The sequence below is a fragment of the Sphingobium sp. UBA5915 genome (assembly GCF_002431195.1).
Classification (GTDB): Bacteria; Pseudomonadota; Alphaproteobacteria; order Sphingomonadales; family Sphingomonadaceae; genus Sphingobium; species Sphingobium soli.
This window is the reverse complement of sequence record NZ_DJDV01000122.1, coordinates 60,661-76,745: the sequence shown is the minus strand read 5'-3', so window position 1 is coordinate 76,745 and position 16,085 is coordinate 60,661. Positions and strand designations below refer to the sequence as shown.

The window sequence follows — 16,085 nt, the reverse complement described above, 5'->3', positions numbered from 1 at the left end:
GCGATGGGTTTTGGGCTTCTGTTTCCCGCCGCTCTAGCGGCGCTGGCTGCGCTGATCGTCCCGCTGGTCATTCATATCGCCCGTCGCAGCGAACAACTGCCCACGGATTTCGCTGCCCTACGCTGGCTGCGCCAGAAGCCACGGCCGCGCTCCCGCTTGCGATTCGACGAATGGCCCCTTTTGCTGGTGCGCTTGCTGCTCCTCGCGTTGCTTGCACTTCTTCTGGCCCGGCCGGTGCTTTGGGGCGCTGCCGATGACCGACCTTATGTTGCGGTTCTTCCCGGCGCGCAAGTCGACCCAGCGGCCTATCCCGCCGCCCGGCTTCACTGGCTTGCTCCCGGTTTCCCGAACATCGACGCTCCCGAACCGCACGGTCGCATTCCCGTCGCCAGTCTGATCAGACAGTTGGACGCCGATCTGCCACAGAGCGCAGCCCTGACGATCGTGACGCCACGGATCATCACGGGTGCCGACGCCGACCGCATCCGGCTGTCGCGTTCGGTGAAGTGGGAAATCCAGCCAGGCGCCATGCCACAGCGCTCATCCTCCAAACCGCCTGGGCGATCACTCTCCGTCCGTCATGACGAAGCGCATAGGGACGGCGCGCGCTATCTGCGCGCGGTCGCCGACGCATGGCAGCTTGAGAAGCAAAAGGATGCTCCCCCCAGCGCCGACCTGACCGACCCGCTGCCCGATCACCGGCAGAGCCTGGCTTGGCTGGCAGCCGGCAGCGTATCGCAGGCTGTGCGAGACTGGGTATCTCAAGGCGGCACTTTGCTGCTGCCATCCGACGCCCAATTGTCCGAAAGCACTCGCTTCGTTACGGTCTGGCGCGACGAGGACGGCTTGCCGCTGGGCGAAGCGGCACGCCTTGACCAAGGGTACGTGCTTCGCCTGACCCGCCCGCTCCGCCCCGATGCCATGCCGCTGTTGCTCGACGCGGATTTCCCCCTACACCTCCGTACAGCACTCTACCCTGCATCCCCCCCACCCGATCGTGTTGCTGCTCGCGATTATGCTCCAATGACGGGGGCGCGTGCCTATGACTTGCCGCCACAACCGCTCGCGCCATGGCTCGCCTTGATTATTGCGCTGCTGTTTGGCGTCGAACGCTGGCTTGCGTCCCGACGCAGTCGGAGCATAGCGCCATGAGCGCTGAAAGGTTTTTTTCCCACTGGGTCGCCCCGGCGCGGCGTCGATCCTTCCTCGACACGCTTGGCCTCGCCCTCCCCGTCCTGGCCGCGCTGACGGCTATCGCCTGGCGCATCTCAGGTCTCGCTGCCGCAGCCGCCTTGTTTCTGGCTGGTGGCGCGCTCGCGCTGGTCCTCGCCCGCAGGCGCGCCACGCGCCTGGACCGCGCATGGCTCATCCACCGCCTGGACGCGAGTCGCCCGGAACTGGAGGATAGCAGCGCCCTGCTTTTCTCCCCACCAACAACGATCACACCGCTTCAGGCGCTACAACGCACGCGTATAGCCGACCGGCTCGATCAGGCCTCGCCGCACGACCTTGTCCCCCGCTGGTCGAAGCAATGGCTGCTCGGTCTTTTTTGCGTCGCAGCCGTCATCGTCGCCGGCGCGCTGCTTTGGCCGAGGCCAGGTGAAGGCCCACCACGTCTCGCCCCCAGCCAGGAAGGCATCGCTACCGCGCCCGGTCTCCCGCGTCTCGTCGCACAGAACCTGCGCATATTGCCCCCAGCCTATACGGAGCTGCCCAAGCGCGATTCCGCCAAACTCGACGTGCAGGCGCCGCTAGGCTCGCGCCTTGAATGGACGTTGCGGTTCGATCCGGTAGCGCAAGGCCCGCGCCTGTTGTTGGTAGATGGCAAGCCTCTGACGCTTCGCCGCGATGGCGACAACTGGGTCGCGGGCCTGACGCTTGACCGCTCATTTCTTTATCGGGTTGATCCCGCAGCTGATCGGGGGCCCACCCCGCCGCTCCACCGCATCGATGCGCAGCCCGACAACCCGCCGCAGGTGAAGGCGCTCACCCCTGCGCTGACTGTGGTAAAAGCTGGCCAGCATAGTTGGACCCCCGCCTTTGCTGCAACTGATGATTATGGCGTCGCATCGTCCGCGCGCTTGCGGATCACGCTCGCGATCGGCGAAGGCGAGAATGTGACCTTTTCGGAACGTGAAATTCCTGTCAGCGGTACCGGCGCGGCACAGGACCGGCGGTTCGCCCCTGTTTTGAATTTTTCTTCTTTCGGCTTTTCCGCCGGTGGGGACATGGTGGTCCAACTGATCGTCCGTGACAATCGCACCCCTTCACCGCAAGAAGTGCGCGGCCCTAGCCTCATCTTGCGCTGGCCTTCGGCGCGCGCGCCCGAAAGCGGTGGCCTGGAAGGCATGGTCAACACCACTCTCCCGGCCTATTTTCGCAGCCAGCGTCAGATCATCATCGACGCCGAAGCCCTGCTCAAACAAAAGCGCGCCCTGTCGTCCGACCGTTATCTCGCCAAATCCGGCACGATCGGCAACGACCAACAGATACTAAGGGGCCGCTACAGCCAGTTCCTCGGCGGAGAGGAAGAAGGTGAGCCCGAGCTGCCCACTGCCGACGCCGAACATCATTTCGACGGCGATGGCCACGATCACGGGCCGCCTGTCAGGCACAGCCCAGGTTTCGGAGCGCCTGAAGATGTGCTGGCGGAATTTGGCCATGCCCATGATGAATCGCCTGCCTCCAGCCTCGATCCGGAAACGCGGGCGATCCTGAAAAAAGCAGTCGACGAAATGTGGGGATCGGAGCGGGAACTCAAACAGGGTCGGCCAGACCTCGCGCTGCCCTATGCCAATCGTGCCCTACGCTTCATCAAGGAGGTGCAACAGGCGACCCGCATCTTCCTGTCGCGCGTCGGGCCGGAACTCCCGCCTATCGATCCGACGCGGCGGATGACCGGCGACCGGGAAGGCATTGGCAACCGTACGCTTCAACTCGTGGGAATCAAACGCAGCGATGGACCTGCCGCAGCGGCATGGCGCGCGCTGGAAGGCGACGCGGTTCCCGACCCGACGGCGCTCGGCAACTGGGTCCGCGCCAACGCGGGGCGGCTCCCCGATCCGCTCGCGCTGACCGCCGCGATCGACGCCGTCCGGCAGCAACCACGTTGCGCAGCCTGCCGCGCTCGCCTGCAAGGCCTCCTCTGGACCGCCATGGAACGGCCGATAGGCCAGCCCATGCCGAGACAGCGGCCCGACGCCATGGGCGCACGCTATTTGCAAGCTCTTCAGGGCGGCGGATCATGACGATTGAACATATTACTGCGGCAATCTTAGTCCTGACCGTGTTGCTTGCGGCCGTCCGCCTGATCCTGTGGCATCGCGCGTCGCCGCAGCCGCATCGGCCCCGCCTGATCGCGCTGCTTCTCCTGCAATCCGTTTGCGCAGCGTTGCTCTTCCTCACCCTGTATCCTCCGCCCGTTCCGGTTGGCGGCGACGTAATCCGCGTCGCGACGGCCGGTGCGCCGCAACTCGCCGAACCCGCCGGTGCGCCCACCCTGGCGCTCCCCGAAGCCGGCGACATGCAGGGCGCCGAGCATGTTCCCGATCTGGCCACCGCCTTGCGCCGGCATCCGCAGGTCCGGCGCATCACGGTGCTGGGGTCGGGGTTCACCCCGCGCGATATGGACGCTGCGTCCGGGCTCGACGTCGATTTCAATCCGCACCCCCCGCCCGCCGGGATAGTGTCTGTGACACCCCCACCCGTTGCTGCGCCGGGGGAAAGCTTCGGGGTAGGCGGCATGGTCACGCCATCGAGTAACATGGTCGTCGAGTTGCTCGATACGGCCGGGCGCGTGACGGATGTCACCTCGCCCGACCGGCAGGGGCATGTCCGCCTGACGGGCACGGCCAGGGCGGCCGGAAACAGCCTCTTCACCTTGCGGGTCCGAACCAATGGCCGCACTCTCGCGCAGGCTTTGGTTCCCCTGACCGTGCGCGATCCAAAACCCTTGCGGCTCCTGCTCCTCGCCGCCGCTCCGGGACCGGAAATCAAATATCTGCGCCGCTGGGCGACTGACGCCGGGTTCGAAGTTACAAGTCAGATCAGTGCAGGCGGAGGCATTTCGTTAGGCGACGCCCCGATCTCGCTCAATCCTGCCACGCTCGCGCGGTTCGACCTCGTGGTGATCGACGATCGCAGCTGGATCGCCCTGGGCGGACGGCGCGCCGCGCTCATGACGGCGGTGCGCAACGGCCTGGGCATGATCTTGCGTCCGACCGGCCCGCTGGATGCCACAACCCGATCGCAGTGGCGAAACCTGGGCTTCGCTCTGACCGGCACCAACAGTATTTCGCCGCTTGTTTTGCCCAAACCCGCTCCCGCTTCGATCGCCCGTACACGCCTTGGCATCGCGACCGAAACGGCGCCGGAAGATATGCGTCTGCCGGCCGATTTCATTCCAGACGTCAGCCGGCTCGCGCTTTCCCCCCTGGGCATGACATCAGCAGCCCTTCTGCAAGATGGGGGTGACGCGCCCATTGCCGCATGGCGAGCGCAGGGCCTGGGACGAGTGGCGCTTTTCACCGGGCTCGACAGCTATGCGCTGGTCCTGACCGGGCGGGCGACGCTGTATGACGATTGGTGGAGAGCGCTGGCCCGCGCTGTCATACGACCCGCGCCAAGCCCCGCCTCGCCCCCTGCGATCAGTTGGGCGGGCGAACGCCTGTCGCTCTGCGGAACAGGGCTTCGCGCATCGGTGCAGCAGCCTGACGGTTCCGCTGTTGCCCTGCAACCTGTCGGGGCGTGCGCCGCTTTCTGGCCGGTCAAAGCGGGGTGGCATCGGCTCATCACCAAGGATGGAAACGCACCCTTTTACGTTCAGCCCGCCGACGCGCTGCCGGCCATGCGCAGCGCGCGCGACAGAGACGCAACCCTGCTGCTCCCGAATGCCCCGGCAATCGCCAGCGAAGCGACCCGCAATGCCCCCGGCACGGCGTGGCCCTTTGGCATCGCCTGGTTGTTGGTCAGCGCGCTGCTCTGGTGGCTGGAACGCAGCCGGGTCGGGCGGTCTCAGCCGGCCCGGTCAAGCATGTAAAAGTCACGCAGCGCCCGCGCATCATGCAGCGCATTGTGCGGGACGCGGCTGTTCGCCGCTGCGCTGAAGCCCGCGGCGTTGATCAATTCCAGCTTCAGGCCGAAATCGACCCCGGCCATCCGCCCCGGCCCCGTCACCAACAACGCGCAGAAATGCGCCAGATCCTCCGGCCAGTCCGCGATAATCACCGGATCGGAGTCGCCGGCCAGGTAAGTGGCGACAAGGTCGGCCGCCTCGACCCGATCCAGTTCATGGTCGATGCCCGGTGGCACGTGGCGCAAATAGGGAATGACGTGCCCCGCGACCCATGGCTCGATCACCTCTGGCAACGGCAGAGATACATAACATTCCTGATCGCCATGTTCCGGCACCAGGGCCACGCTGATCAGCGTGCCGCCAAAGCCGTTGAATTCGGTGTCGAGAAAATAGCGCATGAAGAAAAAGGCTGCCTGTGGAGAGTCGGAAACGAGAGGAGACGGCGGATAGCATCGCCGGCGCTGGTCGGCCAACCACCGGCCAGTGCACGCGATCGCCTGTAGCATTTGCGCGACGGAAGCCAAGCTGCCATGCGCACGTCTTGATCTTGGAATGCTAGGACATCGTAATGACGCCGCGTGAATATCTGGGCTCTGCCACAGTTCCTGGGGGACAGGAGCTCAAACTCTATCGACGCGGTGGCGATCATATGATCGTGCTCGACCGAAACGAGTTGATGAGCAGCCGCATGAGCGGTTCGGAAAAGCAGCTGGCATTGATGACGATCGAACGATTGCGCGATCGGAAAGCCCCGCATCTCTTGATCGGCGGCTATGGCATGGGATTCACCCTGCGCGCCGCGCTGGGCGCTTTGTCGGCCGACGCACGCATCACCGTGGCCGAACTGGTTCCCGAAATCATCGAATGGGCGCGGGGCCCGATGGCGGACCTTGCGGCAGGATGCCTGGACGATCCGCGCGTACATCTCATGATCGACGATGTCGTGAACGTGATCGCGGATGCGCAGGGCAGCTATGACGCGATCCTGCTCGACGTCGACAATGGTCCCGACGGCCTCACCGCCGCCGCCAATGACCGGCTCTATGACGGCAAGGGGTTACGGGCGTCCCGCGCGGCGCTTCGGCCCGGCGGCATCCTCGCCATCTGGTCGGCCGGGTCCGACGACGCGTTCACGCGACGCCTGCGCACCGCTGGCTTCCACGTCGAGGAAATGGTTGTCCGCGCCCGGGATAATGGCAAGGGACCGCGCCACGTCATCTGGTTTGCACAAAAAGGCTGAACATGCGCCATTGCAGGACGCAGTTGGTCGCGCGAAAAGGACATATTCAATGATGCAAGGGATGCCGGCGTGATCCAGACCGTTACCACAACCCCCTTCACCGACCAGAAGCCGGGCACTTCGGGCCTGCGCAAGAAAGTGCGCGTCTTTGCGCAGCCGCATTATGCGGAAAACTTCGTGCAGTCGGTGTTTGACAGCCTGGACGGTTTCGAGGGCAAGACGCTGGTTTTGGGGGGGGATGGACGCTATCTCAACCGCGAAGTCATCCAGACCGTGCTCAAGATGGCGGCAGCCAACGGCTTTGGCCGCGTGCTCGTCGGCCGGGAGGGTATCCTTTCCACGCCTGCCGCCTCGCACCTGATCCGGTCGGCGGGCGCCTTTGGTGGCCTCATCCTGTCGGCCAGCCACAATCCTGGCGGTCCGGACGAGGATTTCGGCATCAAATATAATATCGGCAATGGCGGCCCCGCGCCTGAAAAGGTGACAGACGCCATCGCCGCGCGATCGCTAGTCATCGACCGATATAAAATCATTGATGGAGCCGACGTCGACATCGACAGGCTCGGTGTCCGGCAACTCGGCGAAATGGTGGTTGAGGTCGTCGATCCCGTCGCCGCCTATGCCGACCTCATGGAAAGCCTGTTCGACTTCGGGGCTATCCAGGCGCTGATCGCCGGAGGCTTTTCCATGGCGTTCGACTCCATGAGCGCGGTGACCGGACCCTATGCGACCGAGATTTTCGAGCGTCGCCTCGGTGCGCCGGCCGGCACCGTGATGAACGGCACCCCATTGCCCGACTTTGGTCATCACCATCCCGATCCCAACCTGGTGCATGCCAAAGGGCTCTATGACAGGCTTATGGCGGCGGACGCGCCCGACTTTGGCGCGGCCTCGGACGGAGATGGCGACCGCAACCTCATCATCGGGCGCCATTGCTATGTCACGCCCTCCGACTCCCTCGCCGTCCTCGCCGCCAATGCCCATTTTGCGCCCGGCTATGCGAACGGGCTGAAGGGCATCGCCCGATCCATGCCCACCAGCGGCGCGGCGGATCGCGTGGCGGAAAAGCTCGGCATCGCGCTCTACGAAACGCCCACAGGCTGGAAATTCTTCGGCAATCTGCTCGATGCCGGGATGGCGACGATCTGCGGCGAGGAAAGTGCGGGCACCGGATCCGATCATGTCCGGGAAAAGGACGGCATCTGGGCGGTCCTGCTGTGGCTCAACATCCTCGCCGCGCGCAAACAGAGCGTCGCTGCCATCATGGCGGATCACTGGGCGACCTATGGCCGCAACTATTATGCCCGGCACGATTATGAAGCGATCGCCAAGGACAGGGCCGACGCCTTGATGGCGGCGCTGCGCGACAAGCTGATTACCCTTTCGGGCACCAGCAACAGTGGCGGCACGATCAGCAGCGCCGACGATTTTGCCTATACCGATCCGACCGACGGATCGATCAGCCAAAATCAAGGCATCCGCATCCTGTTTGAGGATGGCTCGCGCATTGTCTTCCGACTGTCGGGCACCGGCACGGAGGGCGCCACGCTGCGCGTCTATATCGAACGCTATGTTGCCGCGGATGGTGATTTAGGCATGGAAACGGCTGTTGCGCTCGCGCCCCTGATCGCTGCGGCACAGGAGGTCGCCGACATCAGCGGCTTTACCGGCATGGACAGTCCCAGCGTCATCACCTGATCGCTTGGGGACAGTAAGTCACGGCGCAGACATGGCCGGGAAACATCGGGGGGCTAAAGGCTGCTACCTTGTTACCGCCCAGGTCCCGGACCATCATGCGCCGTTTGATCCTCTCCCTGTCCGCGCTCGCCTTCTGTCTCGGCGCGCCCGCTCACGCCGAGACCAGTCAGGATGAACAATTCTGGCTGAACCTCACCAGCATCGGCTCGATCAAGGACGACCTCGTCTATTTCGCCGAAATACAGCCGCGCGTCGGCGATGGCATATCGCGGATCGATCAGGCGCTGTTCCGCGGCGCGATGGGCTGGAAATTCTCACCCTCCGTAACGCTCTATCAGGGCTTTGCCCATATTGTGGTGCCGGTCGAAAGCGGCAAGGACGTGAATGAAGAGCGCAGCTTTCAACAGATCAACTGGACGCTCGGCAAGCCGTGGGCAGGCAAATTGTCCTCCCGCACACGCCTCGAGCAGCGATGGCGCTCCGATGGCGATGACATGGGCTGGCGACTGCGGGAAATGCTCCGCTATGAAAAGCCGCTCAAGCCGGGCAGCGATGCACTCAACGCGCTGGTCTATGCGGAGGGCTTCATCGCGCTGAACGATACCGACTGGGGCGTGCGCGGAGGTTTTGACCAATTGCGCAGCTTCATTGGGGCAGAGGTTGGCCTGCCCGGTGCTTCAACGCTGGAAGTGGGCTATCTCAACCAAGTCATCAACGAGCGCGGTGGCGACACGCGCGTCAATCACGTCGCGTCCGTGACCCTGTTCTTCCGACACTGATGAATCCGGTCAGGCGGTCAGCGCCTCGACCAGCGCCTTGACCTTTTTCTGCCGCCATTGCGGCAGCGGCGCGATCAACCAATAGGCGAGTAGGGTGGGCGATGGATCGCCCACCTGACGCACCCGCCCGGCATCGAGGTCCGCCTGCGCCAGCAGCTGCGGCACCCGTGCGCGTCCGAACCCGTTTGCAGCCGCTTCGATCGCCAAACCGCCATCGGCAACGCGAATGATCGCCGGCCGATCGTCCGTTGGACAGCCCGGCCAGTCGATCCGCAGATCGGGACCACCGGTCGCCGCCTCCACTGTCACATAAGCGGGATCACCGATCTTCACTCCCTCATGCTCGGCGGGACCATCCGCCAGCCGCAGCGCAATATCCAGATTTGCCTCAGTGAAATCTAGCGCATCGTCCGCAGCGATGAGTTGAAATGTCAGGTCGGGCTGGCTCGCGGCATAGGCGGCAAGGCGTGGTTGCAGCCATTTGGCGGTGATGTCGCGCGGCGCTGCAATGGTGAGCGCGCTGCTGGATTGCCCAGCCTGCATCGCCCGCACAGCTTCTTCAAATTGCAGGAAGCCGGCCCGCAAAGCATCCAGTCCGCCTTCGGTTTCCGGCGTCAGTTCCAGCCCCTTTGGCGTGCGCCGGAACAGCACGACGCCCAGCATATCCTCCAGTGCACGGATCTGCTGACCAACGGCGGCCGGCGTCACCGCCAGTTCGTCGGCGGCGCGGGTGAAGGACAGATGACGTGCGGCAGCGTCCAGAACGCGCAGGCCATTCAGCGGCAGATGCGTTCGCTTCATTCGGCAATCGCCGGCGCGATCAGCGCGAAATGCGGAATCTTCACCTCAAATATCTCGCCGTCCAGCCCGATCATGCGATAGCTGCCCTTCATCGACCCGGTCGGAGTCGCGAGTGGGCAGCCCGAAACATAATCATAGCTTTTTCCTGGCTGCACCACCGGCTGTTCCCCGACCACGCCATCGCCGTCGACGCGCTGCTGATTGCCGCGTCCGTCGGTGATGATCCAATGGCGGGTCAGCAACTGCGCCGGCTGATCGCCCCTATTCTCGATCCGGATATGATAGGCCCAGAACCAGCGCCCCCTGTCCGGTTCCGACTGTTCGGGCAGATAGGTGACGGCCACGTGCACGCCGATATCGCGCGTCGTCGCGTGGAAGGGGAAGAGCGCAAAGCTGGTCGTCATGGCCGACAGATGCGCCCTGCCCCCCGGAAGGTCAACGACCTATCGCTCGCAGCGCCTGATCGAAGTCGGCGATGACATCATCGGCGTCTTCCAGGCCGACATTCAGGCGCAGCATATCTTCGGTAATGCCGACTTCCAGCCGTGCCTCCTCGGCCATGCCATAATGAGTGGTCGACGCCGGATGCGTCATCAACGACCGGGAATCGCCGATATTGTTGCTTATATCGACCAATTCCAGCGCGTTCAGCAATCCATGGGCCTCGGCCCGGCCACCCCCGACATAGAGCGAGAAGATCGGGCCTGCCGCGTCCATTTGCTGCATCGCCAGGACATGCTGGGGATGGCTTTCCAGCCCCGGATAATTGACCTTCGGCAGCCGGCCCTCCAGGAAGCGGGCGACCTTGAGCGCATTATCGCTTTGCCGCCGAATCCGTAGGTCCAGCGTTTCCAGTCCCTTGAGCACCACCCAGGCGTTAAACGCGCTCAGCGTCGGCCCGGTATTGCGGTGGAAGGGCAGCAGAACGGAATCGATCCAGTCGCGCGTGCCGCAGATTGCGCCAGCCAGCACGCGACCCTGCCCGTCCATCATCTTGGTCGCGCTATAGGCGACCACATCGGCACCAAATTCCATCGGTCGCTGCAACGCAGGCGATGCAAAGGCATTGTCGACGACGGTCGTAATCCCCCGCGCCTTCGCGATGGCGCACACCGCCGCGATGTCCACCACGTCCATGGTCGGATTGGCGGGTGTCTCGAAAAAGAAGACCTTGGTGTTGGGCTTCGCCGCAGCCTCCCACGCGGCGGTATCGCGCCCGTCGATGGTCGTTGTCGCAATGCCGAATTTGGGCAGCAGCGTGTCGACCAGCCAGCGGCAGGAGCCGAACGCCGCCTTGGCCGCTACGACATGATCGCCCGCCGACAGCTGGCACAGCAGCGCGGCCGTCATCGCGGCCATGCCCGTGGCGGTGGCGCGACAGGCTTCTGCCCCTTCCAGCAGGGCGATGCGCTGTTCCAGCATCTCCACCGTCGGGTTCTGGAGCCGGCTGTAAGTCATGCCCACTTGTTCACCGGCGAAGCGCGCGGCAGCGTCCTCTGCCCGGTCATAGCAATAGCCGCTCGTCAGGAAGAGCGCTTCGGACGTTTCGCCATATTCGCTGCGCGCGGTCCCACCTCGAACCGCCAGCGTCGCCGGCTTCCAGTTCTTGGTAATTTCCGGATTCTGTCCGCTCTTCCGCTTCATATTGCCCTTCGCATATCCTGCTGAACGCACGGCGTCGCGCCGCCCAATATCTCGGCCATCTGGCTCCGGTCGCCATTACCGCCCGACAGGATTACCGCAACCGTCTTGCCGCGCATTCGGTCCTTTTCCTGGATCAGCGCTGCGAGCGCCACCGCGCCAGCCCCTTCGGCCAGATTATGCGTATCTTCCCAGTAAATACGGATCGCATCGGCGACCTCGTCGTCGCTGACGGCAACGAACCGGTCGGCGCGCGGTCCAAAATAATCAAGCGCTTCCTGTACCGGCGTGCAGACGGCAACGCCATCGGCGAAGGTGTGGGCGGTGGCACTGGCCAACAGCTTCCCGGCCTCGAACGATCGCTTAGCGGCGTCGACATGGGCCGACACGACGCCGACCACTTTCGTTTTCAGCCCCAGCGCGTCCCGCGCTGCGATCGTGCCGCATAAGCCCGATCCGCAGCCCACGGGCACATAAACGGTGTCGATGTCGGGCACCGCGTCGAACAGCTCCAGCCCGTAACTCGCAACCCCGCGCACCAGTTCGCCATGATAGGCCGGCACCATGTAAAGCCCCTGTTCCTCCGACAGCCGCAGCGCCTCCGCCTTGGCGCTGTCGAAGTCATGGCCATGCTCGATCAGCGTTGCGCCCAGTCCGCGCATGGCCGCATTTTTTTCGAGCGCATTACCGTGGGGCACGACAATCGTGATGGACAGCCCCGCCGCACGCGCCGCGCGAACCTGCGCCTGTCCATGATTGCCCCGCGTTGCGGTGATGACGCCAGTGACATCGGGATGCGTGCGCCGCAGCCAGTGGATATAGGGAATGGCACCGCGAACCTTGAATGCGCCCGTTGGCGTGTGATTCTCATGCTTGATCCACACGTCGCACCCCGTCCGCGCCGCCAGCAATGGCCAGGCATATTGCGGCGTTGGCGGCACCTGTGCATGAACCATGTCGGCGGCGGCGCGAAGCGATGGGAGCGAGAGATCAGTCATTCTATCTCTCTATGCAGTCGCCGTCCCGAAGGACAGGACCGATATGCCCTGATTGGCCCCGTCAGGCAGCGATTCGATCTTTCGGCATCAGGAGCGGGTGGAGGTGCCGTTCTTCCCATGCCATCCGGTCGCGTAGACCTTCTTGCAGTTCCAGCACCGCTGCCCGATAGCCTGCCCAGTCCGCCTCGATCTGAGCGGGCGTCCATATCTTGATATGATCGCTGTAGCGTAGAAACAGGGCGACGATGGCGCGGCCATGTTCGCGCAACGCCTGACTAGCCTCAGGCAGCAGGGGGCGTTTGCGCAATGTCTGCACCATTGCGTCTTCCCGCGCCATATGTTCGCGAAAGCCTTGGGAAAAGGCGATGCGCCGTCGTGCGACGTCGGGCATATCTTTCAGCTGCCCGCTATGCATCATCAGCGCGAAATCGTGCATTATCCGGCGCAGACCGTCATGGTCGCGCCGCAAATCCATCATCATTATCTGCGACCCCATTTTCTCCTTAAATCGGACTGGCAGCGACAAAGTTAAGCGAACACCCCATATTTGCGGTGAGCCGAGCTATCACAGAGCGGCCAGCACCGCGTCACCCATCTCCACGGTTGTCATTGCGCCGCCCAGATCCGCCGACCTTGCCCCATTGCGCAGCGCCTGCGCGACCGCAGCCTCAACACGGTCCGCCTGCTCGGACAGACCGAGCGAATAACGCAGCATCATTGCGGCGGACAGGATCGTCGCCAGGGGGTTAGCCTTGCCGCTACCAGCGATGTCGGGAGCGGAGCCGTGGATCGGTTCATACAGCCCCTGTCCGCTGCCGTTCAGCGTTGCCGACGCCAGCATCCCGATCGATCCAACGCACATGCTCGCCTGATCCGACAATATGTCACCGAACAGGTTGCCGGTGACGATCACGTCGAACTGACCGGGGTTGCGGACCAATTGCATCGCGGCATTGTCGACATACATGTGGCTGAGCGCCACGTCGGGATAGTCGCTCGCGACCTCGATCACCACGTCGCGCCACAACTGGCTGGTTTCCAGCACATTGGCCTTGTCCACCGAACACAGCTTGCCGTGACGGGCACGCGCCGCCTGGAAACCGGCATGGGCAATGCGCCGCACCTCGGCCTCATTGTAGGACATGATGTCATAGCCTTCGCGATGCCCCTCCGCCGTCGTGCGGAAACCCTTTTCCCCGAAATAAACGTCGCCATTGGTTTCCCGCACGATCAGCAGGTCGATCGATCCCGCCACTTCAGGCTTCAGCGCGCTTTCGTGCGCCAGTTCGGGAAAGACCTTGGCTGGGCGCAAATTGGAAAAAAGACCCAGTTCCTTGCGCAGGCCAAGGATCGCCTGTTCAGGGCGCAGGTGGCGTTCCAGCGCGTCACAGTCCGGATCGCCGACCGCGCCGAACAGGATCGCATCGGCGCTTCGCGCGATGTCCAGCGTTTCGCGCGGCAGCGGATGGCCCATCGCCTTGTAGGCCGCGCCGCCCACCAGCCCATCCGCATAGGTCAGTCCGTCGATCGCGAGCGCGTCGAGCACGCGCTTTGCCTCTGCGACGATCTCGGGTCCGATGCCGTCTCCGGGGAACAGGGCGATCAACATGTCCTACACTCCTTATCTTGCGTGGCAGCGCCTTATGGAGACAGGAGGTTTCACGCAACCGCCCTTTTGAGGCGCTCGACCAGTCTTTCCCGCGCCGCCAGCACATCTGTGCGGCGTTCGGTCATGACGGACCGCTCCAGAAAGAAACCGGTGAGGCGCAGCCCGTCCATGATGTCAGCCCAATCTCCCGCGCCGCCGCCGACCAGAAAGGGCGGTAATGGCAGCAGGCGTTGCTCATATCCCAGCGCCCCGGCCCGGCTGACCGCCGCTGCGCTGCGCGGGCTGACAAAGGCCAGGTCATTGACGTCGCCGAGCGCCGCGCAGCGGCTGAGGTCTAGCCCGAAGCCCAGTTCCGTCAGCATCAGCAGTTCATAGCGCACTAGCGCCACCGCCCAGCCGCGGGCTGCGGGGGCCGCCTCCACCGCGTCGAGCAGGCCAGCAAGCGCCTGATATAGCGCCGGATAGGGCGTGGCTTCAGGCAAGGCCGTGGCCGTCAATGCGCAGCTCCAATCGATCGCGGCCGCGGGCAGCGGCTCGGCCAGCAGCGGCGCCCGGCTATGTGCCAGCTCGACCGCCAGCCCGGCGAGTTGATCCTCCGTCCGCGCGCGAAAGTCCGCCTTCACCACATTCCCCGGCAGCAGTACCGGCCGCATCGCGCGCGACCGCCCGCCCCGAACATAACCCGCCGTCAGCCCATGATCGGGGGTCAGCAGCCGCGCGATCGCTCCATGTTCGCCATGGGCGCGCACGGCGCAAACGATGGCAAAGGTGGAGAGTTGGGGCATGGTATCCGTCTCTACCCCGCGATGCCGCGCCCCTCAACAATGGGGAACTAACCCTATTTGCGATAGACGCTCTTAAGATTCATGAACTCGTGCAGCCCGAACGGCCCAAGCTCGCGGCCATGGCCCGAGCGCTTGACGCCGCCGAAGGGCGCTTCAGGCGCGGAGGCCAGCATCTGGTTCACCGCCGTCATACCGGCCTGCACGTCGCGAACGAACCGCGCCTCCTCGGCCGGATCACTGGTCCAGACCGATGATCCCAGGCCGAAGGGGATGGCGTTAGCGATGGCGAGCGCGTCGTCGATGTCCGACGCCTTGAACAGCATGGCGATCGGCCCGAAAATCTCCTCGCCCATCAACGTCGGATCAACCGGCACGTCGGTCAGAATGCCCGCCTGCATATAGGCGCCCGGCCCGGTTGCGGCTTCACCGCCGATCAGGGTCGCGCCGGCCGCCTTCATCGTTTCGATCTGGTCCAGCACGCTCTGCAGCTGCTCCGCGCTGGACAGCGGCCCCATGTCACTGTCCTCTGCGAACGGATCGCCCGCCTTCACCGCCGCCATCGCGGCGGAATAGCGCTCTAGAAAGGCGTCGTATATGTCGGCATGGACAATCATCCGCTTGCCACAGATGCAGGATTGACCCGTATTTTGAATGCGCGCGGTCACGGCCTGGTCGACCGCCGCGTCGATGTCAGCCGACGGCATGACGATGAACGGGTCGGAGCCGCCCAGTTCCAGCACCACTTTTTTCAACGCCCGGCCCGCCTGCTCAGCCACCGCGCGGCCTGCGCCCTCGCTGCCGGTCAGGGTGACAGCGGCGACCCGGTCATCGGCGATGATGGCAGCCACGGCGTCCGAACGAATAGGCAAGTTCTGGAATAGTCCGTTAGGTGCGCCCGCAGCGCCCATCATCTCCTGCATCAGCGCGGCCACGCCCTGCACATTGCTCGCATGTTTGAGAAGCCCGACATTGCCCGCCAATATGCAGGGCGCGAGAAAACGGACCACCTGCCAATAGGGAAAATTCCACGGCATGACCGCCAGCACCGCGCCAATCGGCAGCCAGACCAGATCGGCCTTGCCGCCCGACGAGAGCGTAATGCTGCCGCCCTCCAGCATTGCGCGGCCTTCCTTCGCGTAATGACGGAAGGCCGCGACGCATTTGTCGACCTCCGCCAGCGCGGATTTCAGCGTCTTGCCCATTTCCAGTGTCGCCATGCGGGCCAGCCTGTCCCGATTGTCGTGATAGGCGTCGGCCAGCGCGGTGAGCAAGGCGGTCCGATCCTCGATCGGCGTATCGCGCCAGATCGCGAAGGTCGCCTCTGCCCGGTCGAGCGCGGCGTCAATTTGTGCCTGCGTCATCTCCTCATGCGTGGCGATCTCTTCTCCGGTGGCGGGGTTGATGCTCTTCATGCTTGGCTCCGGATGGGGTGATTAGAAAGGGGCACAGCAATGTCCGTG

General features: G+C 64.2%; 15 protein-coding genes. 6 read left to right on the top strand and 9 right to left on the bottom strand.

What is annotated here, in order from left to right; translation table 11 throughout:
- The first annotated feature begins 3 nt into the window (after window positions 1–3).
- Genes B2V90_RS21870 through B2V90_RS21860 form a run of 3 tightly spaced genes read left to right on the top strand, consistent with a single transcriptional unit; the run spans window position 4 to window position 5,038 of the window.
- A complete protein-coding gene (locus B2V90_RS21870) occupies window positions 4–1,152 on the top strand; it encodes a BatA domain-containing protein (protein WP_228222419.1) in 1,149 nt (382 codons plus the stop codon).
- The gene (locus tag B2V90_RS21865) at window positions 1,149–3,248 is read left to right on the top strand and encodes a DUF4175 family protein (protein WP_293923110.1); all 2,100 of its coding nucleotides are present in this window, start codon (window positions 1,149–1,151) and stop codon (window positions 3,246–3,248) included. The genes B2V90_RS21870 and B2V90_RS21865 overlap by 4 nt, the downstream gene beginning before the upstream one ends.
- A complete protein-coding gene (locus B2V90_RS21860) occupies window positions 3,245–5,038 on the top strand; it encodes a carboxypeptidase regulatory-like domain-containing protein (protein WP_228222417.1) in 1,794 nt (597 codons plus the stop codon). The genes B2V90_RS21865 and B2V90_RS21860 overlap by 4 nt, the downstream gene beginning before the upstream one ends.
- On the opposite strand, the gene B2V90_RS21855 is transcribed toward B2V90_RS21860, so the two are convergent.
- A complete protein-coding gene (locus tag B2V90_RS21855; protein WP_009821768.1) occupies window positions 5,014–5,472 on the bottom strand; it encodes a hypothetical protein in 459 nt (152 codons plus the stop codon). The genes B2V90_RS21860 and B2V90_RS21855 overlap by 25 nt on opposite strands.
- Before the next feature lie 170 nt (window positions 5,473–5,642).
- On the opposite strand from B2V90_RS21855, the gene B2V90_RS21850 reads away from it, so the two are divergent.
- The 3 genes from B2V90_RS21850 (at window position 5,643) to B2V90_RS21840 (ending at window position 8,791) form a co-directional block, all read left to right on the top strand.
- Window positions 5,643–6,314 (top strand): spermidine synthase, encoded by a 672-nt coding sequence (locus tag B2V90_RS21850; protein ID WP_228222416.1) that lies wholly within the window; start codon window positions 5,643–5,645, stop codon window positions 6,312–6,314.
- A 69-nt stretch (window positions 6,315–6,383) separates the two neighbouring features.
- A complete protein-coding gene (locus tag B2V90_RS21845) occupies window positions 6,384–8,012 on the top strand; it encodes an alpha-D-glucose phosphate-specific phosphoglucomutase (protein WP_228222415.1) in 1,629 nt (542 codons plus the stop codon).
- A 95-nt stretch (window positions 8,013–8,107) separates the two neighbouring features.
- Entirely contained in the window at window positions 8,108–8,791 is a 684-nt protein-coding gene (locus B2V90_RS21840; RefSeq protein WP_293923108.1) for a DUF2490 domain-containing protein, read from the top strand.
- Window positions 8,792–8,800: 9 nt separating this feature from the next.
- Here the strand turns inward: B2V90_RS21840 and B2V90_RS21835 are convergent, their stop codons facing one another.
- The 8 genes from B2V90_RS21835 to B2V90_RS21800 all read right to left on the bottom strand — a co-directional run bounded on the left by B2V90_RS21835 (window position 8,801) and on the right by B2V90_RS21800 (window position 16,037).
- The gene (locus B2V90_RS21835; protein ID WP_228222413.1) at window positions 8,801–9,592 is read right to left on the bottom strand and encodes a LysR family transcriptional regulator; all 792 of its coding nucleotides are present in this window, start codon (window positions 9,590–9,592) and stop codon (window positions 8,801–8,803) included.
- Window positions 9,589–9,996 (bottom strand): Co2+/Mg2+ efflux protein ApaG, encoded by a 408-nt coding sequence (gene apaG, locus B2V90_RS21830; RefSeq protein WP_009821773.1) that lies wholly within the window; start codon window positions 9,994–9,996, stop codon window positions 9,589–9,591. Before apaG ends, B2V90_RS21835 begins: the two co-directional genes overlap by 4 nt.
- Window positions 9,997–10,027: 31 nt before the next feature.
- Window positions 10,028–11,236 carry a trans-sulfuration enzyme family protein gene (locus tag B2V90_RS21825; protein ID WP_228222412.1) on the bottom strand — a complete coding sequence of 403 codons (1,209 nt, stop codon included), beginning with the start codon at window positions 11,234–11,236 and terminating at the stop codon, window positions 10,028–10,030.
- On the bottom strand, window positions 11,233–12,231 hold the full coding sequence (locus B2V90_RS21820; protein WP_228222411.1) for a threonine dehydratase: 999 nt from the start codon (window positions 12,229–12,231) through the stop codon (window positions 11,233–11,235). The genes B2V90_RS21825 and B2V90_RS21820 overlap by 4 nt, the downstream gene beginning before the upstream one ends.
- A 61-nt stretch (window positions 12,232–12,292) precedes the next feature.
- The gene (locus B2V90_RS21815) at window positions 12,293–12,727 is read right to left on the bottom strand and encodes a hypothetical protein (RefSeq protein ID WP_228222410.1); all 435 of its coding nucleotides are present in this window, start codon (window positions 12,725–12,727) and stop codon (window positions 12,293–12,295) included.
- Between the two features lie 69 nt (window positions 12,728–12,796).
- Window positions 12,797–13,840 (bottom strand): 3-isopropylmalate dehydrogenase, encoded by a 1,044-nt coding sequence (leuB, locus tag B2V90_RS21810; RefSeq protein ID WP_228222409.1) that lies wholly within the window; start codon window positions 13,838–13,840, stop codon window positions 12,797–12,799.
- Between the two features lie 50 nt (window positions 13,841–13,890).
- Window positions 13,891–14,625, bottom strand: coding sequence for a DNA repair protein RecO (recO, locus tag B2V90_RS21805; RefSeq protein ID WP_228222408.1), 735 nt, complete (start codon window positions 14,623–14,625; stop codon window positions 13,891–13,893).
- Between the two features lie 53 nt (window positions 14,626–14,678).
- A complete protein-coding gene (locus B2V90_RS21800; protein ID WP_228222407.1) occupies window positions 14,679–16,037 on the bottom strand; it encodes an NAD-dependent succinate-semialdehyde dehydrogenase in 1,359 nt (452 codons plus the stop codon).
- Window positions 16,038–16,085 lie beyond the last annotated feature (48 nt).